Below are 20652 nucleotides of genomic sequence, written 5' to 3'. Positions count from 1 at the left end.
TGATGTCTTAAATCCACGACCTGAAAGGGAGAGAGTCACGATGAAATCTTTAAATCAGCTGATGCTTGGCAGCAAAACGGCGATTATTGTGGTCGATGTGCAAAATGATTATTGTCATCCAGCGGGAGCACTGTCTCAAGCGGGCTGCGATGTTAGCGGGGTAGCGGAGATGGTGCCGCAGCTCCATAAGCTGCTTCAGAGGGCCAGGGAGCTGAAGGTGCCCATCATTTTCATTCAGACGCTTCATGAGAAAGCGACGGACTCCGACGCTTGGACCACCAGGTCCTCGGGACGATCGGCGAACGTATGCCGAAGGGGGAGCTGGGGCGCGGAATTTTACGAGGTATTGCCGGAGGAGAATGATATCATTGTCAATAAACACCGATACAGCGCTTTTGTAAATACTAGGCTGGATTCGGTATTAAAGACGCTGAAGATCGAGACCCTCATCATGACGGGAGTCAGCACTAATGTGTGCGTGGAATCGACGGCAAGGGACGGTTTTATGCTAGATTATCATATCGTGCTTGCAGCGGACGCTTGCGCATCGTATTCTTCAGCGGCGCATGACATGACCCTTCAGAATATTGAAGGCTATTTCGGGAAAGTTAGTGAAGTGGCGGAGCTTATCGATATTTGGATGGATCAAATGCCTGAGGAACCGCTGCGATCGATATCGACCGCCCAGCCGGCTATCGGCTAGCTTGTCAGAACGTGGTTCAACCCATTGGGAAGCTCTCCGCATGCGGGAGCTTTTTCTATGAGCGGCACAGAAATTCATGAATAAAGCTGGTGAGTCCTGCATGAATAACAGATCAAGGATGATCGTCCAATATACCATTTGTTTAGGGGCATTTCTGTCCAACTTGTCAGCCGGCATGTTCAACATTGCGCTTGTTGATATCGCCAGAACGTTCGATTCCACCATCCCTACGGCCCAGTGGATCGTCACCGCTTATTTGCTTGTCATCTCCATATTGCTTCCGGTCATGGGAAAGCTGGGGGATATGCTGGGCCGGCGGAAAGTCCACAATATCGGCTATTTTGTGTTTATGGCCGGGGCGCTCTGCTGCGCCTTGTCACCTTCATTAAACGGACTGATCTCTTCTCGGATTCTGCAAGGCATAGGAGCGGCCATGTATCAAGCTACCAATATGGCGCTGATCGTCTCCGTATTTCCGAAGGAGCAGCGCGGAAAAGCGCTTGGGCTCATCAGCACGTTTGTTGCCGCAGGCTCGATGGTCGGACCGAGCCTTGGCGGAATACTGATTCAGTGGTTTTCGTGGCGGAGCAATTTCTGGCTGCTGACGGCCATATCCTTGATTGCATGGTTGTTCGCCCAGCGCTTTATTCCCAAGGACGAACCGGAAAAAGTCGTAAGCCGGTTGGATGTGCCGGGGGCTGCCTTTTTTGCGATATCTCTAACCGGACTGGTTACGGCCGTGAATTTGGGGGCTCAGTGGGGCTGGAGTTCATGGCAGGTTTTGGTGCTGTTCATTGTGTTCGGTGCGGGAGCTGTCGCGTTCATCGGGTGGTGCCTATCGTCGCGGTGGAAACGAGCAGGGGAAGGGAAACTCCCGTTTATGAAGCTGGATCTGTTCCGGGATGCAGGCGTTAGCGTGGGAATCATCGTCACCATCATAACCTACATGGCGGCTTTCTCGGCTCAGCTTGTGCTGCCTGTATTTCTGCTGAGCGAGCTGGGCGTTGAACCTGCCACGGCAGGCCTGATCATGATGGGATATCCGTTGTCACTGATCATATTCTCGCCTCTGAGCGGGAGCCTGTCGGACAAGCTGGGGACATTCCCGTTATTGTCAGCCGGGCTGCTGCTCATGACAGCAGCGTTAATCGTGCTCGGTTTTGTATCGCCGGCATATCCGATCTTTTTTCTGATTCTGCTTATCGTCCTGCTCGGAGGTTCCATGGGCATCATTACGCCTCCAAACAATTCTCTGGTGATGGGCAGGACATCCAACACGGACCTCGGCCTGATCAGCAGCATTTTGGCACTGTCGCGAAATCTGGGGATGATGTTTGGCACGGCGGCGGGAGGTGCCATGCTGGCGCTTCCAGCCCAAGGGGCAGGGGGGCTTACCGGATTTCGGATGATATTCGTATTGAATACGGCGCTGGTTGTCATCGTTTATGTAACGATGCTCATATCGTTTCGCTTTGGCAGGCATAAGGAGACGCTATCTTCTTAGAGGAAGGGAAAATGAGAAAAAGGGTATCCCGTGGTCTATTCAAGACCTGCAGGATGCCCTTTTTCATTTAGCTTACGCGCGGTCCAGAATCGTCTGTAGTGTCGTACGATCCAAACCTTTCACAAGCTTAATCAGAAGTTCTTTAGCTGCTTCGTAGTCGTCCGTGTGGATGATGGACGAAGATGTATGAATATAGCGGGAGCATATGCCGATGATGGTGGACGGAACGCCGATGCCGCTAAGATGCACTTGGCCTGCGTCCGTGCCGCCCGGCGAGACGAAGTATTGGTATTTGATTTTGTTGGTCTCCGCCGTATCCTGAACGTACTCTACCATGCCGCGGTGAGTCAGCATTGTCGGATCGAAGATGCGAAGCAGTGCGCCTTGACCCAATTGGCCGAACTGGCTCTTGTCACCCATCATGTCGTTCGCCGCGCTGGCATCCAGTCCGAAGAAAATATCCGGCTGAATCAGATTGGCTGAAGTCCGTGCTCCGCGCAGTCCGAGCTCTTCTTGGACGGTTGCGCCGGCGTAAACGGTGTTAGGCAGCTTCTCGCCATGGAGCGCCTGGACAAGCTCGATCGCGAGACCAACGCCATAACGGTTATCCCACGCTTTAGCCATGATTTTTTTTGGATTAGCGAGCGGCGTGAATTCACAGATCGGAACTACTTGCAATCCGGGACGAATGCCGAACGACTCCGCTTCCGCCTTGTTATCGGCGCCGATATCGATATACATGGTCTTGATGTCGACCGGCTTGCTGCGCTGCGCTTCATCCAGCAGGTGCGTCGGGATGGAGCCTACAACTCCAACGACAGGACCGTTGTCGGTGATGATTTGCAGGCGCTGAGCAAGCACGGCTTGGCTCCACCAACCGCCAAGCGGCTGGAAACGGACCATCCCCGCTTCGGTTATGCCGGTTACCATGAACCCGACTTCATCCATGTGACCGGCCACCATGACTTTTGGACCTTCATCGTTACCGCGAAGAACGGCGAACAGACTGCCCAGCCGATCCTGCACGAACTCATCTGTATATGGCGAAAGGGCATTCTTCAACCAGGAACGAAGCTCCCTCTCAAAGCCCGGTGCAGCCGGGAATTCAGTCAAAGTACGAAATAATTCCAGTGTTGATTCATTCATTACGAATTCGCTCCTTTAGAAAAGGTATGTAAGAGTGTTTTCTTTTCTAGTATGCCCCTATACATCTGAAAAGTCTACAAAACCCGTGCCGCTTAGGAGCACGTCATTTTAAAATAAATGAAACAAGCACCCTGCATCCGGGATAGGAATACGATATAGAAACGAAGTGGAATTTTTGTCGTCCGAGGGAAGGGGCAGAGTATGAAGCACCATGGGATTGAGCTAAACGTCTATCATGCCGAAGTCAGAGAACTTCTGCTCATTATGGTCCTGTTCATCCTCCTCGTCATTTTGCTGAAATACATTCTTATATAATGACCGGCTCCAGCAACGATGGCAGGCGAGTCTTACTTCAGCTTTCAGGGATTCCTGGAGGCTGATTTTCGTGTTGGGGCCACTTAATATGTTAGGACAAGCCGTGGTTGCCAAGTGAGAAGGATGATTTTCCAAACATAAAGGGAGTTCATTCAAAGCATAATGATATCGAGTGATATCCATAATGGCTCTTTAGCGTTTTTAAAGGATTCCATACTTAAATGAAAGCGGAGGTGTATTGAAATGTCAGGCTCTAACCAAAAGCCTAAGTCTGATATCACCACAATGAGCTCGGCAGAATATCAGGCGATTGCCAAAAAGCATGAACCTCCTCGCGCCGTACTTAAAAATTGTCTGCGCGCTTTTTTGATTGGAGGTCTCATCTGTGTGATCGGCCAATGCATTCAGCAGTTTTTTATGACCGTATTCGATATGAGCACCACCGAAGCGAGCAACCCGACAGTCGCCGTGCTGATTATACTCTCCGTCATTCTGACCTCCTTCGGCGTGTATGACAAAATTGCGCAATGGGCGGGAGCAGGCAGCGCCGTGCCGGTCACGGGGTTTGCGAATTCCATGTGCTCCGCTGCGCTCGAGCACCGCGCGGAGGGTTTGGTTCTTGGGGTCGGGGCCAGTATGTTTAAGCTGGCGGGATCTGTCATTGTATTTGGTACCGTGGCTGCGTTTATTATCGGTATCATTTACGCTATTTTTGGCATTGAGGGGAGGTAACGAGAGATGAAGGTGATCGGCCAAACCTGGCAGTTCGAGAACAAACCCGTCATTATCGGCACGGGGACGATTGTGGGACCTGAGGAAGGCGAAGGGCCACTCGCCGGTGATTTCGACTATATCTACGACAATATTGAGATTAACGAAAAAACATGGGAAAAGGCGGAACGGAAACTGCTGGAGGATGCTTCAAGAAAAGCGGTTGAGAAGGCGGGCATTAAGGAAGACGAGCTGCAGTTTTTTGTGGGCGGGGACTTGATGAACCAGATCATCAGCAGTTCGTTTGCTGCAAGACAATTGGGTGTGCCTTACATCGGCGTATTCGGTGCTTGCTCTACATCAATGGAGAGCCTCGCGGTGGCCTCCATGCTCGTGGATTCAGGAGGGGCCAAGTATGTCATGGCCGGTACGGCAAGCCACAACTGTACGGTTGAGAAGCAGTTTCGTTATCCGACGGAGTACGGATCGCAGAAGCCGCCGTATGCGCAATATACAATAACGGGAGCAGGCTGCTCCGTCATTTCGGACAAGGGAGACGGTCCTGCTGTCACGTATGCCACCATCGGCAAGGTGGTGGATCTGGGCATCAAGGATCCTTTCAATATGGGGGCGGCGATGGCTCCGGCGGCAGCCGATACGATAACAAAGCATTTTAAAGACACAGGCCGGCAAGCGAAGGATTATGATCTGATCGTGACCGGTGACCTGGCCTCCGTGGGGCTTCCAATCGCGAAGGATCTTTTGCAACAAAATGATGTCATCATGGACGGTACGGTGTTTGCAGACTGCGGCTTAATGATCTACGACTTGGAAACACAAAAATACGTCAATGCAGGGGGCAGCGGCTGTGGCTGCTCGGCTGTTGTTACTTATGGCCATATTTTAAAACGGATGCGTAAAGGCGAATTGAAAAAGGTGCTGGTCGTTGCTACCGGGGCTTTGCTGTCGCCTCTTTCTTACCAGCAGGGTGAGAGCATACCGTGCATCGCTCACGCTGTAGCCTTAGAGATGGGAGGATAACACAATGCAGTTTCTATGGGCATTTATTATTGGCGGTCTGATTTGCGTCATTGGGCAAATTATGATGGACGTTATTAAACTGACACCGGCACATACAATGAGTACGTTAGTAGTCGCCGGAGCCATCGCCGACGGGTTCGGATTGTATGAGCCGCTTGTCAAATTCGCGGGAGCGGGAGCCTCCGTGCCGATCACCAGCTTTGGTAATTCGCTTGTGCATGGCGCCTTGACGGAGCTGGGGAGGGACGGCTGGATCGGGGTTGTGACGGGGATATTCGAAGTCACCAGTGCAGGGATATCCTCGGCGATCATTTTCTCTTTCCTGGCTGCTCTGTTTGTTCGTCCGAAGGGGTAAAACCATCATTATCAAGAAGAAAAAGACCCTGGCATGATGCCGGGTCTTTTTCTGTTTAGAGCGGCAATAAAAAGGTGAATGCCCAAAATATCTCATCGAATGTACTCCGGGACCTCGATCATGTACAATAGTACTAAAATAAGTATTTATTCCCTTACAGGAGGTTAGTCATACATGCCCGTAAGCCAAGAATCCATGAAAATCATTACCTCGGTGCGAACCAATCTGGAGTCGTGCCTGCTAGGCAAAGAATTTGAGATCCAATTGCTCCTTACGGCGCTGCTCGCTGGCGGACATGTACTGATCGAGGATGTGCCCGGCACAGGAAAGACCCAACTGATCAAAGCATTAGCAAAATCCATGCAGGGAGACTATCGCCGGATTCAGTGTAACCCGGATATTCTCCCGAGTGACATAACGGGCGTGTCCGTATTCCACCCTCGAGATGAAATGTTTTACTTCCGACCGGGTCCGGTCATGACCAACATTTTGCTGGCGGATGAAATCAACCGGGCGACAACCAAGACGCAATCGGCCCTGCTTGAGGTCATGGAGGAGCGCAGCGTAACGGTGGATGGGGCTACCCACGAACTTCCGCATCCCTTCATGTTATGCGCGACCCAGAACCCGATCGATTTTGAAGGCACCTATATGCTCCCTGAAGCGCAGCTGGACCGGTTTATGCTGAAGCTGAGCCTGGGTTACCCTGATGCTGCTACGGAGAAGCAGCTGATGTACCGTTCACGCGACGGACAACTGGCGGACAAGATTCAGCCGGTGACACATATGGATACCATATCGGCTATTCAACGCGAGATTCGCGAGGTATTCATCGGTGACCCGGTCGCCGATTACTTACTGAATATCACCCGGTCGACGCGCGAGCACCCTTCCGTTATGCTGGGCGCAAGTCCCCGTGCGACGCTGTCATTCATGAATGCCGTTAAAGCCAATGCCTTCTTGCACGAGAGGGATTACGTTCTGCCAGATGATGTGAAGACGCTGGCACCATACGTGCTTTCGCACCGGATCATGCTGCGTCCGGAAGCCAGGCTCGACAATGCGAGTCCCGAATCGGTCCTCGAGTTTATACTGCGTCAGGTCAAAGTGCCTGTTCAGATGGGGAGATAGGCATGCGCCGCGCGGTTTCGTTATTTTTGAATGGCATGCAGCCGTCTAGACTCGCAGCGGTATTGGCGGTATGGTGCCTATGTCTTTTGTACGTATTATTTCAGGGGGGCAAAACCTCGCTCATGCTATTCTCCATGGTCAGCCTTCTGACGGTCTATTTGATCGGTGCTGGCTTTGGCGGAGTCAATCGGGTGAAAGCCCAACGAAGGGTGCTGGGAGGAGCGGAGCATGGAGGTGAACATCTTCATGCCGGTGAACAGGTCCGCGTGAAGCTGGAGGTCCATGTTCCAGGACTGCTGCCGATGCCCTATATGATCGTGCGTGAAGTATTGCAAAGGCATAACGGCGACTCCTGGTCTTTTGAAGATAGCGTCATTCCGAACCTTCGCGGTGCGGGCAAGCTTGTATTTCAGACCCCTCCGCTTGAACGAGGGCGGTACGCTTTTTCAAAGACAGAATGCATTAGCGAGGATATTTTCGGATTAATGGAGCACAAGGGACGCATTGAGGTTCAGACCGATTTCCGCGTTCTGCCGAGAACCATATATATTCCTAAATGGCAGCGAAACATACGGAATTCGAGATTGGGCGGTACACATACGACAGTTTCGGCTTCCAGACGGGAAACCACGCAGATCAACGGAGTCCGCGATTATGTGTACGGCGATCGGATCTCCCGGATACACTGGAATGCAACGGCGAAGACCGGCTCGTGGAAGTCGAAGGAGTTTGAGCATGAATCCTTTCCCAGAACGATGATTGTGCTGGACTGTACTGCGGACGGATATGATCATGCCCAGCAGTTCGAGCTGGCCGTATCGGCAGCTGCGTCGCTGATCGAATATGGTGCCAAGGAGCATGCGGGTACAGGCTTGTTCACGGCTACCCGAGAAGCTCAGATGTTCGCTCCCGCCGATAACGCCGGAGAGCGGATGCGCATGATTCAGCATTTGGTTGACGTGGATTATGACCGTAAAACCAAATTGATTGCTTCCCTGGAGAAATCCTATCGCCATTTTCCAAAAGGGGCCCTGTTCCTGCTGATCAGCCCGATGAGCGGCAAGGACGCTTCAGAGATCATGCGCTGGGTTGAAACTCGGGGAATGAACCCATGCTTCTTGCAAATAACCAATTCCAATGAAACGAAAAAACGCGATGATTCCATTTCGCTTCTGCAATCCCGGGGGATTTCCAGCTATTCGGTTTCTTCCCTTGACGAGCTGCCGGCTGCGCTGGGAGGTGGTGCATGATGAAGTTGTGGCTGGACAAACTATCTACTACCTTCTTCAGTACGTTAACGATGCTATGGATCTGGATCATCGGGATGCAGTGGGTATCCTTTACGGAGACGATATGGCTCTCGGAAACGACTGCCATCGTTATTGCAGCATTAACCATTACGGCGGTTACCGAAGCGCTGCTTCCGATCAAGCAAGGTTACCGGGTGCTTATCCAGTTTATTTTGATCTTGTATTGTGTATACAGTTTGCTGAAAACTCACGGTAATCCGGTTCCTGTCCTTGGCGCTGAAGGCGATCTGACCGAGGAACTCATGTATCTTTTTCCGTATTTGTGGTTTGCTATCGCCGCTTGGGCCGCTTTTCTGTTCCTTGCGCGGTGGGCCAAAACCAAGGGGCGCGTGCTTTTTGTAGTCGGGATCAACGTCATCGGTTTTGCCGTGCTGGATTCCTTTACGAAAATCGTGCTGTGGGATGAAATCGCTTGGGTTGTCGGAGCGGGCATGGGCTGGCTCGTATCCAGCCATTTTAACCGGTTCCGCAGACGCTTTCCGCAGGGATGGGTCAATTTATCGAAGTATCCGTTCAAGATTGTTGCCAACATCCTGGTCATCTTCTCTTTGATCATTGTAGCCGGTGTGAATATGCCGCACGTGAAGCCCACGTTAACCGATCCTTACACGGCGTGGCGGGAGTGGAACGGGGTGCCGTTATCCGGCGGCAGTACAACCGGTACCGGAACCCTTATCGAGTCACCGTCTGAAAGCATGTCCGGATATGGACGGGAGGACAACGACCTTGGCGGCGGTTTTAACTTTGACTATTCACCGGTGATGTCGATTACCTCGGATGAACGCAGCTATTGGCGAGGGGAAACCAGAGCCGTATACTCGGGAACGGGTTGGGCTGATGGAGCCAGCAGCCGGCGTTCCGGCACGGGCGTGGACATCGGGGAAGAATTGCCGGGGGAAGCCAGCGGATCCGTACCTACCAAAACATTGGAGCAATCGGTAACGATGCTGAGTGATACGGTGTATCCTGTATTGTTCGGCGCCTACTCCGTTCGTCAGCTGGAGAGCCTTGATGAGGATATCGATTCGGATCGGCTTAGCTGGGTGACCGAAGGCGCGGAGATGCATTTGGACGACGCTCGTAATGCGGACTATCCGAAGAGTTATACCTTAACGTCGGAAGTGCCGGTGATTCCAATCGATGAGCTGAGCACCAGAACTTATGATGAACTATATTCCGGCTCGATTGACGATGCGTATATCCAGATGCCGAGAAACTTCCCTGACCGCGTGTCCGATCTGGCCGAAGAAATTACCGCGGGCGGAGATACGCCGTATGAGAAGGTCATGCTCTTGCAACAATATTTAACGAGCAATTTCACCTATACCAACACGCCGGATCTTACACGCAAGAAGAGCGATGATTTTGTGGATGCGTTTCTGTTTGAAATCCAGGAAGGGTATTGCGATTATTTCTCGACCTCCCTGGTGATGATGACACGGTCGCTGGATATTCCTGCACGCTGGGTCAAAGGCTACGCGCCGGGAAGAATGACGGCATCGGAGTACGTTCCGGTCGAGGGTCAAACCTCGATTGAGCCCGGAAACTATACCGTTACGAATGCCGACGCTCATTCCTGGGTTGAAGTGTACTTCGGCGAGTACGGCTGGGTACCGATTGAAGCGACACCGGGCTTTAGCATGCCGATTCTGACGGCTGACACAGACGCTGAGCCTGTCATTGAGGAAGAAGTTGAAGAAGAAGAAGAGGCAGAGGACAAGGCTACGCCAGCTGCGACCTCCGATCATCAGCAGCCCGGCTGGGTTAAAGTTGTTGTAACGGCCGCGGTGGTTGTTATCGTATTATGGATTCTGTACATCGTATGGCGAATGCGCATCAGCCTGCGTTTTGCCGGAGCGCGTATACGGGCAGGCAAGCCGCTGACGGCCGCGGATAAAGTCATTGCCGAGACCGAACGATGGATTCGTTCCGTACAGCGCAGAGGCTTGGTAAGGCAGGAACATGAAACCCTCCGTGAATCGGTAGGCCGCTGGGTAAGTGCACACCCTGAGCTGGGAGTGGAGCTGAGACCTCTGTTGCAGCAATTTGAAGCTGCCAGGTACAGCCCGGCTGAAGTGAAGGAAGAGCAATGGCGCTCCGTCCAACAGGATGCCCTGAAGCTGAAGAAGTCTATTAAGAAGGTCCGCATTGTATCCGAGAAACGTCTATCTACCTAATCCAAGAAGACAGACCGCGTGATGGTGGTTGTTCCTGCGTGTATCAGGATAACTCGGTATGAAACGTTCTGATATCGATGATTTCAAGACCGCCCGGTCCGCTTCCAAAAAGCCGCCGGGTGGTCTTTTGCCGGTATAGACAGCGACGCGGTATACGGGAAGAAAAAGGCTCGTGATTATTTTTACTAAGGAACCGGAATATGGTATAGTTTTTCGTATGAAATTGAGGTGACGAACTTGTTTGAAATGTTAATCCCAAAGCTCCGTGTGAATACGGTTTTTGATATTAACCTTGAGGAATTATATGAGCAGGGGTATCGCGGAATCATTACGGATTTGGACAATACCCTTGTAGGGGCCAAGGCGCCGCTTGCGACACCGGAACTGGTCGTTTGGTTCAAAAGGGTGAAGGAGATCGGTTTCCAGCTCATCATCGTCTCGAATAACCAGCTCGAACGCGTGTCTAAATTTGCGACGCCGCTGGATATTCAGTATGTGCATGAAGCCCGTAAACCAAGTAATACCCCGTTCCGCAAAGCAATGAAGATGATGGAGCTCACGCCGGAGAAAACGGTTGTGGTCGGCGACCAGATGCTGACCGACGTTTATGGCGGGAACCGGCTGGGTCTGTATACGGTGCTGGTTATGCCTATCGCCATCAACGATGAGGGATGGTTTACGCGCCTGGTCAATCGCCGGGTGGAGCGGATCGCATTGACCCGTTTGCGCAAGAAAGGATTATGGATGGAGGAGGAACCGAAATCATGACGTTGCCTACTGGCGGAGAAGACATCAAGAAGTGCAGCGGCTGCGGCATACCGCTTCAGAGTGAAGTACAGGACAAGCCCGGCTATTTGCCGGAGAAGGCCTGGGACCGCGACCCGGTTATTTGCCAGCGCTGTTTCCGGATTAAGAATTATAATGAAGCCTCCTCGGTTGCCGTAGACCAGGATGAATTTTTACGGCTGCTGGGACAGATTGGCGGCAAGAATGCGCTTGTTATTCATATCGTGGACCTCTTTGATTTTGAAGGGAGCCTGATTTCGGGGCTGCAGCGGTTTGTCGGCAACAATCCGGTTATTCTGGCCGTTAACAAGACCGATCTTCTGCCGAAGGTCACCAATTGGAACAAGGTACTCAATTGGGTGCAGAAGCAGTGCAAGGAGCATGGACTGAGAACGGAAGACATCGTGCTCTGCAGCGCGAAGAAGAATCAAGGCTTTGAGCGGCTGCTGGAGACGGTTGCGCATTATCGAGGAGACCGGGACGTCTACGTGGTTGGCGCCACGAATGTGGGTAAATCCAGCTTGATCAATCGTCTGATCCGCGACTACAGCGATTTGGATCAGGAACTGACCGTTTCCCGTTATCCGGGAACGACGCTGGATATGGTCAATATTCCGCTGGATGACGGCCGGTATATTATAGATACGCCGGGCATCGTATACCCATGGCGCTACAGCGAGCTTGTGAGCCGTGAGGATCTGGGGACGGTCATGCCGGAAAATTCGCTGAAGCCGATGGTATACCAGTTGAACGAAGGGCAGACTCTGTTCTTCGGAGGTTTTGGCCGTTTTGATTTTCTGCAAGGCGAGCACCAATCCTTTACTTGCTTTATTAGCGGCAGATTAGGGATTCATCGGACCAAGCTGGAGCGGGCGGATTCGTTATTTGCCGAACATGCCGGAGAGCTGCTTTCACCGCCGACCAAAGACCGGCTTGAAGAACTGCCGGAATGGACAAGGCATGAAATCCGTATTCCTAAGGGAACCCGCCAAGACGTGTTTATCTCGGGGCTCGGCTGGATCAAGATCAATGGTGAACAGGGTGCGCTTGTGGCAGTTCATGTACCTAAAGGAATCAAAGTTCTGTCGCGTCCATCCTTGATATAAGAGATAAAATCGCTTAGGTACAGCCCGGTTTATCATGGGAGAGATAGGGGAGAAATGAAAGTGAATCCAATGATCGAGCGTGATTATTTGCTCCTTGGCGTAATGGGGGACCCTATCGGTCACTCCAAATCACCGGCTATGCATGATGCGGCGATTACCGCCCTGGGATTGTCAGGGGCCTATGTGCCCCTTCATATACGTCCGGAGGGGCTTCGTGACGCTATCCAGGCTGTCAAAGCCCTGGGATTCCGCGGAGTGAATGTAACGATCCCGCACAAGGTGGAGGTTATGGAGTATCTGGATGTCGTCGATGAAGGGGCGCGGCGCATCGGCGCCGTGAATACCATCGTCAACGACAATGGCAAATTGACGGGTTATAATACGGATGGCATCGGATATGTTCGTTCATTAAAGGATGAAGCCTGTCCCAACCTTAAAGGGAAACGCATCGTTGTTTACGGCGCCGGCGGAGCGGCCAGGGGAATCATCTACGCCCTTACCGGGGAAGAGCCTGAGAAGATTTCCATTGTGAATCGGACACCCGACAAAGCGCTGGCATTGGCCGAGGAGTGGAGCTCGCTTGCTGACTTGAGGGGATACGGTGAGGATCATGCCAGAGAGGCATTGTCAGATGCCGATGTCTTGATCAACACAACCTCGGTGGGCATGTTTCCCCGGGTTTCCGAGCTTCCTGTTCCAGTGGAATATATACCCGAAGGGATCGTTGTCAGCGATCTGATCTATAATCCGTTGAAGACCGAGTTGTTGCGGCAAAGCGAGCTTCGGCAATGCACGGTGCATGGCGGTCTCGGGATGTTCATCAACCAGGGGGCGTATGCATTTGAGTATTGGACAGGTCTGAGGGCGCCCGTTCAGGCGATGAAGGAAGCGGTTCTGACCAGCTTGCAATCCGAGGTTTAATCTCGTGTTTATTGATTAATGCTTATGCAGAAGCTACAATATAGCTTTCGACAAGCTGCAGGCTTTAAGAGGTTGTTCAAAAAGTCCGGTTTTGATAAGAAAACCAATCGAGGCAAATTCAAGGCTGAGCGACCGCGATTCAGAAGTTGGTTTTCTTGCGATATAGAATTTCATCAACTCCGTTGATAACTTATAAATCCTATATCTAACACGAAGTGAATCAAGAAGCAACTCGGCATCGAATCTTGAATTCAGCCGGGCCTTCCGGTGCTCACGTACAAACTACGTACGCTCCGCTCCTCAGTCCCTAGCTTCATCCAACCTTCTCGGTGCTGAAAATCGACCTTTTTGAACACGCACTTTAATAATTGAATATTTAAGGAGTAATGACCAAGCATGTTAACAGGAAAGCAAAAACGACATTTACGTTCGCTTGCGCATCATCTGGATCCGCTGTTCCAGGTAGGCAAGGGAGGAAGCAATGAGCATCTGATCCGGCATATTTCCGAGGCCATTGAGAAGCGGGAGCTCATGAAAATATCCGTGCTCAACAACTGTCTCGAAGATCCCCGCGAAATCGCCGAGGAGCTTGCTGAAGGTGCCGGGGCCGAGCTGGTACAGGTTATCGGCAAGACGATCGTGCTTTATAAAGAATCAAAAGACCACAAAACCATCGAGCTGCCGTAAGGGAGCCTTGATGGCATTAGCTTAATGAATATAGAAGGACTCTCTTATTAGGGGAGGTGAACCCTGATGAAGATAGGGATAATGGGCGGTACCTTCGATCCCATTCATATCGGGCATATGCTCGCAGCCGAATCAGCTCGGGACGCTTACGGTCTGGAAGAGGTATGGTTTATGCCCAGCCACATTCCCCCGCACAAGGAAGATGCCGGCGTAACCGGCCTGATGAGGCTGGAGATGACCGCTGAGGCTGTAGCCGACCATCCGTCTTTTCGTACATTGGATTGGGAAGTGAAACGCGGCGGCGTATCCTATACGGTAGACACGGTCAGAGAGCTGCGGGACACGTATCCCGAGCATGATTTCTCATTCATTATCGGGGCGGATATGGTAGCGTATCTTCCCAAGTGGAATCGGATCGGGGAGCTTGCGGAAATGCTCACTTTTATTGGGCTTAACCGTCCTGGAACCAAGCTATCGGTGGATGATCTGCCTGATTTCCTGCAAAAGGTGGTAGTGACAGCGGAGATGCCGCTGATTGAAATATCGTCCACCATGATTCGGAGCAGAGCCGCATCAGGCTTGTCCATCCGTTATATGGTGCCGGACCGTGTATACGATTATATTGTTAGGAGCGGTATTTATGGAGTACAGCCGTGATGAACTCATTCAAGCGGTATCCTCACAGATGCCGGCCAAGCGCTGGGAGCATACGAAAGGCGTAATGGAAACCGCGGTCATCCTTGCCGATCGGTTCGGGGCCGATACGGTCAAGGCAGAATTAGCCGCCATCCTGCATGATGTGGCCAAATATTGGCCCGTGCAAAAGCTTCATCAAATGATGGTGGAGCATGCGCTATCCGAAGAGCTGCTCCGTTACGACAAGCAGCTTTGGCATGCTGAGGTAGGCGCGTTCGTAGCGGAGCACGAATATGGCGTAACGGATACCGATGTGCTTAACGCCATCCGTTACCATACGTCGGGGCGTGTCGGCATGACGCTGCTTGATAAGGTGGTCTGCCTTGCGGATTATATGGAACCGGGACGGGATTTCCCCGGCGTGAATAATATTCGCGAACTGGCCAACCATAGCCTTGAAGAGGCGCTTGCAGCCGGTTTTGATTCGACGATTGGACATCTGCTTTCGCGCAGACAAATCATTTTTCCGTTGACGGTACTAGCCCGAAACGATCTAATTAAGCAATTGGAGGCGAATTCATGACGTTGAAACCGAATGAATTGTTAAATGTGGCAGTGACTGCCGCTGAAGATAAAAAAGCGATGGATATCGTGGTCCTGGATCTTAGAGGAATTTCCCTGATCGCAGACTATTTTGTCATTTGCCACGGTAACTCGGATACTCAGGTACAGGCGATCGCAACTGAAATCCGTAAACAGGCTCATGATGCGGGAGTAGCTTTGCGCGGACTGGAGGGAATGGATGCAGCCCGCTGGGTGCTGATGGACCTCGGAGACGTGATCGTTCATATCTTCCATCGTGATGAGCGGGAATATTACAACATCGAGCGATTGTGGTCCGATGCTAAAGTGGTGGAGAACGTATGAGTCTGATTGCCGGCACATTAACGAAACTCGTTGTTTCCAGAGAAGTGTCCCCTTACGGTTATTTCCTGGATGGCGGAGATCGGGATGTGCTTCTTCACTATTCGGAGCTCACAGGTAAAATCGAGCCGGGGGATACGGTCGAGGTCTTTATATTCTTCGATACGGAAGACCGCCTGGCCGCAACGATGAAGAAGCCTTACCTTACGTTAGGTGAAACCGCTAAGCTTGAGGTGGCGGATGTTCATCCGCGCTTGGGATGTTTCCTCGAGATGGGGCTTGGCCGACAGCTTCTGCTTCCGATCCGGGAATTGCCGGAGATGCGGGAGCTTCATCCACAAGTGGGGGATTATGTATTTGTCATCATGGAGCATGATAAGCAAGGACGGCTCCGCGCGAAACTCGCCGGAGAACAAGAGCTTGCTCCGCTTGCGTTTCATGCGCCTGAATCGTGGAAGGGCCAGTGGTTCACTGCCCTGGTGTACAAACCGCTCCAGATGGGCACGTTTGTTATTATCGATGGCGGTGTGATCGGTTTCGGCGCCATTGGCATGATCCACTCCTCCGAACGGACGCGTATGCTGCGGCTTGGCGAAGAGGTGAAAGTTCGGGTAAGCCATATCCGGGAAGATGGCAGGGCTAACCTGTCGATGGTACCGCAAAAAGAGATTGGCCGGACGGATGATGCAGACCGACTGCTCGCTTTTCTGAAGGAGCGACCGGGCCATGCGATGCCGTATTCGGATGAAACGCCCCCCGACATCATCAAGCAGCGGTTCGGCATTAGCAAATCCGCCTTTAAACGCGCGCTTGGCAAGCTGATGAAGGACGGTTTGGTTACCCAAAAGGACAGCTGGACGTATATGGTCAATAAAGAGGAGAACTCCGGTTCAAACGAATAACCCGGCAAGGTAGGGGAAGCTTCTAAGGAAAGTGGTGTCATCATGTTGTCTTACCGCAAGTTTGCTTACGTATATGATCAACTCATGGAAGACATGCCGTACCCGGACTGGATTCGCTTTGCGAGAACGGCCTGGGATAAGCACGGAATGCCAAAAAGCGTCGTTGAGCTCGGATGCGGGACAGGCAGCATCACCATTCCGCTCGTAAACTCCGGTTTCGAGGTAACGGGAATCGATCTGTCGGCAGATATGCTCTCGGTTGCCAGACGCAAGCTGGAGGGTACACCCCAGGGGCATCGATTGTTCCGGGAAGGCAGCGTCCGCTGGGTCCAACAGGACATGCGTTCGTGGGAGCTGCCCGAGCAGGTGGATTCCGTCATTTCATTTTGTGATTGTGTGAACTACCTGCTGGAGGAAAAGGACATCCGTTCCGCTTTTGCAAGGACCTACAACGGCCTCAAGGAAGGCGGCACGTTCCTGTTTGATGTGCATCACCCGAACACGCTCTTACGATATGACGCAGATCAGCCATTTGTGCTGGACGAAAGGGAAGTGTCCTACATTTGGACATGCGACATGGATGAACGCAGGATGGAGATCGAGCATCATCTTTCCATCTTTGCACGGGATGACCAGGATCCCACGGTCTACCGCCGCTTTGAGGAAACGCATGTGCAGCGGGGATATGACCCCGAATGGATGAAGGTCGAGCTGGTTAAGGCCGGATTCCGGGATGTGAAATGTTATGCCGATTTTGAGTGGGTGGAAGCGGGTCAGGATGCATCCCGGCTGTTCTACGTTGCCGTAAAATAAACGAATATCCTTTTACGAGAAGCACTTTCTTTTGTCGGTAGCGACGAGAGAAAGTGCTTTTTTATCGTCGAGCACGATTCATTATAATCAAAGACACTTCTTTTCTGATTTATTTGACTGTGGTTAAGGTTCGATAGAAGGGATATGGGTTTGCTTCGGGGACTGTGCTACGATGTGGAATAGATAAGATGAACAGAAATGAGAGCGTTATCTTAAGGAATGATTCCAGGCATCCGGTACGCTCTGTATGACCGTATTTGAGTTCAACGATGGTCAAATGATGCATAAACTAATCTATTGGGACGAGAAAGGATGAATGAGCATGAAACTGTCCGTATTCACAGTCGCAACTCCTGACTTACAGCCTGAGGAGTTGGCAAAAGCCGCGGCGGATGCCGGTATTGAAGGAATCGAATGGCGCTTCAAGGAGATTCCGGAAGAAGCTGCAGGGGAGAAGCCCTCGTTCTGGCGACATAACCGCTGCTCCATGGATCCGAACGGCACGCAGGAGGATTGGCTCGAGTTTCAGCAAGCGGCCGACAAGCATGGCAGGCGCAGTCTTGCGGTCGTTCCTTATTTGACATGCGGCGACGTGGAAGCGACGGAGAAGGTCATGCAAGCAGCCAAACTGATCGGAGCTTCATTTATTCGCGCGGGTATCCCGGGATACGACCGGAAGCGCAATTATAATGAGCTGTACGACCAGGCGGTTCGTTATCTCCATGAGGTGCAGGATCTCGCTGCGGCTTACGGGGTCAAAGCCGTGGTGGAAACGCACCATCTTACGATTGCCCCGAGCGCCGGACTGACGCACCGGCTTGTATCCCATTTTAATCCGCAGCATATCGGCGTGCTGTATGATCCGGGCAACATGGTCCATGAAGGTTACGAGAACTACCGGATGGGCTTGGAGCTTCTTGGTCCGTACCTGGCTCATGTCCATGTGAAAAACGGGGGTTATCGCAAAACGCCTGCCGAGGATGGTACCTCTGCGGCGTGGTCCGGGGAATGGGTTCCACTTAACCAGGGGGCCGTGCCATGGAAGCAGGTCATACAGGATCTGCAATCGGTTGGTTACGAAGGTTACTACGGGATCGAAGATTTTAGCGGAACGTTTGAGTCTAGGGAAATGCTTCTTCGTTTTGCCGAGCAGATGAAGCTGTGGTCAGAGCAGAAACAAAACGCGTAGGTCACTTTTGAAGGAGGCTATTGACATGGAACAGGTAAGAGTAGGGGTTATTGGACTGGGGATGGGGTTTTCGCATGCCAGGTCGCTGGCGTCCGGGCGGATCAAGGGAGCGCGGCTTAGCTCTATATGCGATCTGAATCCGGCCAAACAGGAAGAAGCAAGGGCAACGCTGCCCTCGGACGTGAAAATATGGAGTGATACGAAGGCTATGATCTCCTCGGGGGAGATCGATGCCGTGATCATTGCGACGCCTCATTATGCCCATCCTCAAGTGGCGATGGAGTGCCTGAATCATGGACTCCATGTCCTGATCGAGAAGCCGGCAGGCGTTTACACGAAGCAAGTGCGAGAAATGAACCGCGCGGCAGAAGCCAGCGGCAAGGTGTTCTCGATAATGTACAACCAGCGCTGTAATCCGCTCTACAAGAAGCTGAAAGAGCTCATAGAAGAAGGTGAACTCGGGGAGATCCGGCGGATGAACTGGATCATAACGAATTGGTACCGGTCCCAGAGCTATTATGATTCAGGCGGATGGCGGGCTACCTGGGCGGGAGAAGGCGGTGGGGTCCTGATTAACCAGTCCCCGCATCAGCTGGACCTCTGGCAGTGGACGACCGGCATGATGCCAAAGAGGATTCGTGCTTTTTGCGCTTTCGGCAAGTACCGAAACATCGAAGTTGAAGATGACGTGACGGCTTATGCGGAATACGAGAATGGGGCTACGGCCGTCTTCATTACGACAACGGGTGAGGCGCCCGGAACCAACCGATATGAAGTGACGGGGGAGCGCGGAAAAATCGTCATCGAGGACGGCAAGCTTACCTTCTGGCGCCTCCGAGTGCCGGAGCCGGATTTCAATCGGCAGTATACCGGGGGGTTCGGCGAACCGGAATGCTGGAAATGCGAGGTGCCGATCTCGGGAGATAATCCGCAGCATAGCGGCATTATCCAGAATTTTGCGGATGCTATTTTGCATGGAACGCCATTGATAGCCCCCGGTGAAGAGGGAATCCACGGATTGACGCTGTCGAATGCCATGCATCTGTCCACCTGGACCGACAATTGGGTTGATCTCCCTCTTAACGAGGACCTGTATTACGAAATGCTGCAGGAACGGATCGCACAATCTTCCGCTCAGAAAACGGTCAAGGAGATCGGGCCGGTGGATATGAGCAAGACCTTTGGAACCTACTAAATCACAATCAGGAGGCACGTGGTATGGACCGCAGTAATGGAATGCTGTATGCGCCGGTGGGCAAGGCCCAGCCGGTGTGCAAGCCCGGAGAGTTTATTTTTGCTGCTATGTCGCTGGAGCATGGACATATATACGGTATGTGTAACGGATTGATCGAGGCCGGGGCGACGCTGAAGTGGGTGTATGACCCAGATCCCGCGAAGGTTGCGGCTTTTTGCAAGGCTTATCCAAGTGTAACCGTCGCCTCGTCCGAGGCACAGGTGTTTCAGGATGCGGAAGTGCGTCTGGTAGCGGCTGCCGCCATTCCTTCGGAACGATGCGAGCTTGGCCTGAAGGTCATGTCGCACGGCAAGGATTATTTTACGGATAAGACGCCTTTCACGACGCTGGAGCAGGTGAACGCTGCTCGCGCGAAAGCCGAGGAGACAGGCAAGAAGTACATGGTCTATTACAGTGAACGGCTGCATGTGGAGAGTGCCGTCCATGCCGGGAAGCTGATCCAGGACGGGGCGATCGGGCGAGTGGTGCAAGTGATGGGAACAGGGCCCCACCGTTTAAACGCATCCTCCCGTCCGGACTGGTTTTTCCGTCATCAACAGTACGGGGGGATTCTGTGTGACATCGGCTCCCACCAGATTGAACAATTTTTGTTTTTTGCGGGCTGCCGTGATGCCAAGGTGCTCAGCAGCAAGGTAGGGAATTACGCGAATCCGGATTACCCGGAGCTGGAGGATTTCGGAGATGCAACGCTTGTGGGAGACAACGGGGCCACGAATTATTTCCGAGTCGACTGGCTGACACCCGGGGGCCTTGGCACCTGGGGCGACGGAAGAACCTTTATTCTGGGGACGGAAGGATACATCGAGCTTCGGAAATACATCGATATCGCCAGGCATCCGCAGGGCGATCATCTGTACCTGGTTAATGGCGAGGGAGAGTTTCATATGGAGCTTCAAGGCAAGGTGGGCTATCCATTCTTCGGGGAGCTTATCCTGGATTGTCTGGAACGCACGGAGCATGCGATGTCCCAGGAGCATGCTTTCAAAGCCGGAGAATTGTGCGTCATCGCCCAAAATGAGGCCGTGCGCATTCCATAAAAT

The 20652-nt window shown here is 52.3% G+C and carries 21 protein-coding genes; 20 read left to right on the top strand and 1 reads right to left on the bottom strand.

Going from position 1 to position 20652, the window contains the following annotated elements; genetic code table 11:
- Window positions 1-40: 40 nt before the first annotated feature.
- Window positions 41-703 (top strand): cysteine hydrolase family protein, encoded by a 663-nt coding sequence (locus tag M4D81_RS02470; protein WP_260064320.1) that lies wholly within the window; start codon window positions 41-43, stop codon window positions 701-703.
- A gap of 100 nt (window positions 704-803) precedes the next feature.
- A complete protein-coding gene (locus M4D81_RS02465; RefSeq protein WP_260064319.1) occupies window positions 804-2207 on the top strand; it encodes an MFS transporter in 1404 nt (467 codons plus the stop codon).
- A 72-nt stretch (window positions 2208-2279) separates the two neighbouring features.
- Here M4D81_RS02465 and M4D81_RS02460 read toward each other — a convergent pair whose 3' ends face one another.
- Window positions 2280-3353, bottom strand: coding sequence for a M42 family metallopeptidase (locus tag M4D81_RS02460; RefSeq protein ID WP_194541600.1), 1074 nt, complete (start codon window positions 3351-3353; stop codon window positions 2280-2282).
- Window positions 3354-3911: 558 nt separating this feature from the next.
- On the opposite strand from M4D81_RS02460, the gene spoVAC reads away from it, so the two are divergent.
- From spoVAC to M4D81_RS02370, 18 genes are all read left to right on the top strand, one after another.
- On the top strand, window positions 3912-4400 hold the full coding sequence (gene spoVAC, locus M4D81_RS02455) for a stage V sporulation protein AC (RefSeq protein WP_071222874.1): 489 nt from the start codon (window positions 3912-3914) through the stop codon (window positions 4398-4400).
- A 6-nt stretch (window positions 4401-4406) separates the two neighbouring features.
- Window positions 4407-5420: a stage V sporulation protein AD gene (gene spoVAD, locus M4D81_RS02450; protein ID WP_260064318.1), complete on the top strand. Its 1014-nt coding sequence runs from the start codon at window positions 4407-4409 to the stop codon at window positions 5418-5420.
- A 4-nt stretch (window positions 5421-5424) separates the two neighbouring features.
- Window positions 5425-5775: a stage V sporulation protein AE gene (spoVAE, locus tag M4D81_RS02445; RefSeq protein WP_015734153.1), complete on the top strand. Its 351-nt coding sequence runs from the start codon at window positions 5425-5427 to the stop codon at window positions 5773-5775.
- Between the two features lie 174 nt (window positions 5776-5949).
- Entirely contained in the window at window positions 5950-6906 is a 957-nt protein-coding gene (locus tag M4D81_RS02440; RefSeq protein ID WP_260064317.1) for an AAA family ATPase, read from the top strand.
- A 2-nt stretch (window positions 6907-6908) separates the two neighbouring features.
- Entirely contained in the window at window positions 6909-8156 is a 1248-nt protein-coding gene (locus M4D81_RS02435) for a DUF58 domain-containing protein (RefSeq protein ID WP_260064316.1), read from the top strand.
- Window positions 8153-10393 (top strand): DUF4129 domain-containing transglutaminase family protein, encoded by a 2241-nt coding sequence (locus M4D81_RS02430; RefSeq protein ID WP_260064315.1) that lies wholly within the window; start codon window positions 8153-8155, stop codon window positions 10391-10393. Before M4D81_RS02435 ends, M4D81_RS02430 begins: the two co-directional genes overlap by 4 nt.
- A gap of 237 nt (window positions 10394-10630) precedes the next feature.
- The gene (locus M4D81_RS02425) at window positions 10631-11161 is read left to right on the top strand and encodes a YqeG family HAD IIIA-type phosphatase (protein WP_009592142.1); all 531 of its coding nucleotides are present in this window, start codon (window positions 10631-10633) and stop codon (window positions 11159-11161) included.
- Complete coding sequence (gene yqeH / locus M4D81_RS02420) at window positions 11158-12285, top strand: ribosome biogenesis GTPase YqeH (protein ID WP_071222879.1); 1128 nt, start codon at window positions 11158-11160, stop codon at window positions 12283-12285. The genes M4D81_RS02425 and yqeH overlap by 4 nt, the downstream gene beginning before the upstream one ends.
- Before the next feature lie 54 nt (window positions 12286-12339).
- A complete protein-coding gene (locus M4D81_RS02415) occupies window positions 12340-13206 on the top strand; it encodes a shikimate dehydrogenase (RefSeq protein ID WP_260064312.1) in 867 nt (288 codons plus the stop codon).
- 396 nt (window positions 13207-13602) lie between these two features.
- Window positions 13603-13893, top strand: coding sequence for a ribosome assembly RNA-binding protein YhbY (yhbY, locus tag M4D81_RS02410; RefSeq protein ID WP_071222881.1), 291 nt, complete (start codon window positions 13603-13605; stop codon window positions 13891-13893).
- A 66-nt stretch (window positions 13894-13959) separates the two neighbouring features.
- The gene (locus M4D81_RS02405; RefSeq protein ID WP_071222882.1) at window positions 13960-14550 is read left to right on the top strand and encodes a nicotinate-nucleotide adenylyltransferase; all 591 of its coding nucleotides are present in this window, start codon (window positions 13960-13962) and stop codon (window positions 14548-14550) included.
- Window positions 14534-15112: a bis(5'-nucleosyl)-tetraphosphatase (symmetrical) YqeK gene (yqeK, locus tag M4D81_RS02400; protein WP_260064310.1), complete on the top strand. Its 579-nt coding sequence runs from the start codon at window positions 14534-14536 to the stop codon at window positions 15110-15112. Before M4D81_RS02405 ends, yqeK begins: the two co-directional genes overlap by 17 nt.
- The gene (gene rsfS / locus M4D81_RS02395; RefSeq protein WP_071222884.1) at window positions 15109-15456 is read left to right on the top strand and encodes a ribosome silencing factor; all 348 of its coding nucleotides are present in this window, start codon (window positions 15109-15111) and stop codon (window positions 15454-15456) included. Before yqeK ends, rsfS begins: the two co-directional genes overlap by 4 nt.
- Window positions 15453-16355 (top strand): CvfB family protein, encoded by a 903-nt coding sequence (locus tag M4D81_RS02390; protein ID WP_071222885.1) that lies wholly within the window; start codon window positions 15453-15455, stop codon window positions 16353-16355. Before rsfS ends, M4D81_RS02390 begins: the two co-directional genes overlap by 4 nt.
- A gap of 42 nt (window positions 16356-16397) precedes the next feature.
- Window positions 16398-17168 (top strand): class I SAM-dependent DNA methyltransferase, encoded by a 771-nt coding sequence (locus tag M4D81_RS02385; RefSeq protein WP_071222886.1) that lies wholly within the window; start codon window positions 16398-16400, stop codon window positions 17166-17168.
- Window positions 17169-17490: 322 nt separating this feature from the next.
- Window positions 17491-18357 (top strand): sugar phosphate isomerase/epimerase family protein, encoded by an 867-nt coding sequence (locus M4D81_RS02380; protein WP_071222887.1) that lies wholly within the window; start codon window positions 17491-17493, stop codon window positions 18355-18357.
- Window positions 18358-18382: 25 nt separating this feature from the next.
- Window positions 18383-19552 (top strand): Gfo/Idh/MocA family protein, encoded by a 1170-nt coding sequence (locus tag M4D81_RS02375; protein ID WP_260064309.1) that lies wholly within the window; start codon window positions 18383-18385, stop codon window positions 19550-19552.
- Window positions 19553-19575: 23 nt separating this feature from the next.
- Window positions 19576-20649: a Gfo/Idh/MocA family protein gene (locus M4D81_RS02370; protein WP_071222890.1), complete on the top strand. Its 1074-nt coding sequence runs from the start codon at window positions 19576-19578 to the stop codon at window positions 20647-20649.
- Window positions 20650-20652: the final 3 nt, after the last annotated feature.

The sequence above is a fragment of the Paenibacillus sp. p3-SID867 genome (assembly GCF_025142895.1).
Classification (GTDB): Bacteria; Bacillota; Bacilli; order Paenibacillales; family Paenibacillaceae; genus Paenibacillus_AQ.
The sequence above is the reverse complement of the archived record's forward strand: the minus strand, read 5'-3'. Positions and strand labels throughout refer to the sequence as shown.

Excerpts from the sequence above, each read along its gene's own strand:
- M4D81_RS02470 (WP_260064320.1), top strand. The coding sequence starts at position 41 with ATGAAATCTTTAAATCAGCTGATGCTTGGCAGCAAAACGGCGATTATT.
- M4D81_RS02465 (WP_260064319.1), top strand. The coding sequence starts at position 804 with ATGAATAACAGATCAAGGATGATCGTCCAATATACCATTTGTTTAGGG.
- M4D81_RS02460 (WP_194541600.1), bottom strand. The coding sequence starts at position 3,353 with ATGAATGAATCAACACTGGAATTATTTCGTACTTTGACTGAATTCCCG.
- spoVAC (WP_071222874.1), top strand. The coding sequence starts at position 3,912 with ATGTCAGGCTCTAACCAAAAGCCTAAGTCTGATATCACCACAATGAGC.
- spoVAD (WP_260064318.1), top strand. The coding sequence starts at position 4,407 with ATGAAGGTGATCGGCCAAACCTGGCAGTTCGAGAACAAACCCGTCATT.
- spoVAE (WP_015734153.1), top strand. The coding sequence starts at position 5,425 with ATGCAGTTTCTATGGGCATTTATTATTGGCGGTCTGATTTGCGTCATT.
- M4D81_RS02440 (WP_260064317.1), top strand. The coding sequence starts at position 5,950 with ATGCCCGTAAGCCAAGAATCCATGAAAATCATTACCTCGGTGCGAACC.
- M4D81_RS02435 (WP_260064316.1), top strand. The coding sequence starts at position 6,909 with ATGCGCCGCGCGGTTTCGTTATTTTTGAATGGCATGCAGCCGTCTAGA.
- M4D81_RS02430 (WP_260064315.1), top strand. The coding sequence starts at position 8,153 with ATGATGAAGTTGTGGCTGGACAAACTATCTACTACCTTCTTCAGTACG.
- yqeH (WP_071222879.1), top strand. The coding sequence starts at position 11,158 with ATGACGTTGCCTACTGGCGGAGAAGACATCAAGAAGTGCAGCGGCTGC.
- M4D81_RS02415 (WP_260064312.1), top strand. The coding sequence starts at position 12,340 with ATGAAAGTGAATCCAATGATCGAGCGTGATTATTTGCTCCTTGGCGTA.
- yhbY (WP_071222881.1), top strand. The coding sequence starts at position 13,603 with ATGTTAACAGGAAAGCAAAAACGACATTTACGTTCGCTTGCGCATCAT.
- M4D81_RS02405 (WP_071222882.1), top strand. The coding sequence starts at position 13,960 with ATGAAGATAGGGATAATGGGCGGTACCTTCGATCCCATTCATATCGGG.
- yqeK (WP_260064310.1), top strand. The coding sequence starts at position 14,534 with ATGGAGTACAGCCGTGATGAACTCATTCAAGCGGTATCCTCACAGATG.
- rsfS (WP_071222884.1), top strand. The coding sequence starts at position 15,109 with ATGACGTTGAAACCGAATGAATTGTTAAATGTGGCAGTGACTGCCGCT.
- M4D81_RS02390 (WP_071222885.1), top strand. The coding sequence starts at position 15,453 with ATGAGTCTGATTGCCGGCACATTAACGAAACTCGTTGTTTCCAGAGAA.
- M4D81_RS02385 (WP_071222886.1), top strand. The coding sequence starts at position 16,398 with ATGTTGTCTTACCGCAAGTTTGCTTACGTATATGATCAACTCATGGAA.
- M4D81_RS02380 (WP_071222887.1), top strand. The coding sequence starts at position 17,491 with ATGAAACTGTCCGTATTCACAGTCGCAACTCCTGACTTACAGCCTGAG.
- M4D81_RS02375 (WP_260064309.1), top strand. The coding sequence starts at position 18,383 with ATGGAACAGGTAAGAGTAGGGGTTATTGGACTGGGGATGGGGTTTTCG.
- M4D81_RS02370 (WP_071222890.1), top strand. The coding sequence starts at position 19,576 with ATGGACCGCAGTAATGGAATGCTGTATGCGCCGGTGGGCAAGGCCCAG.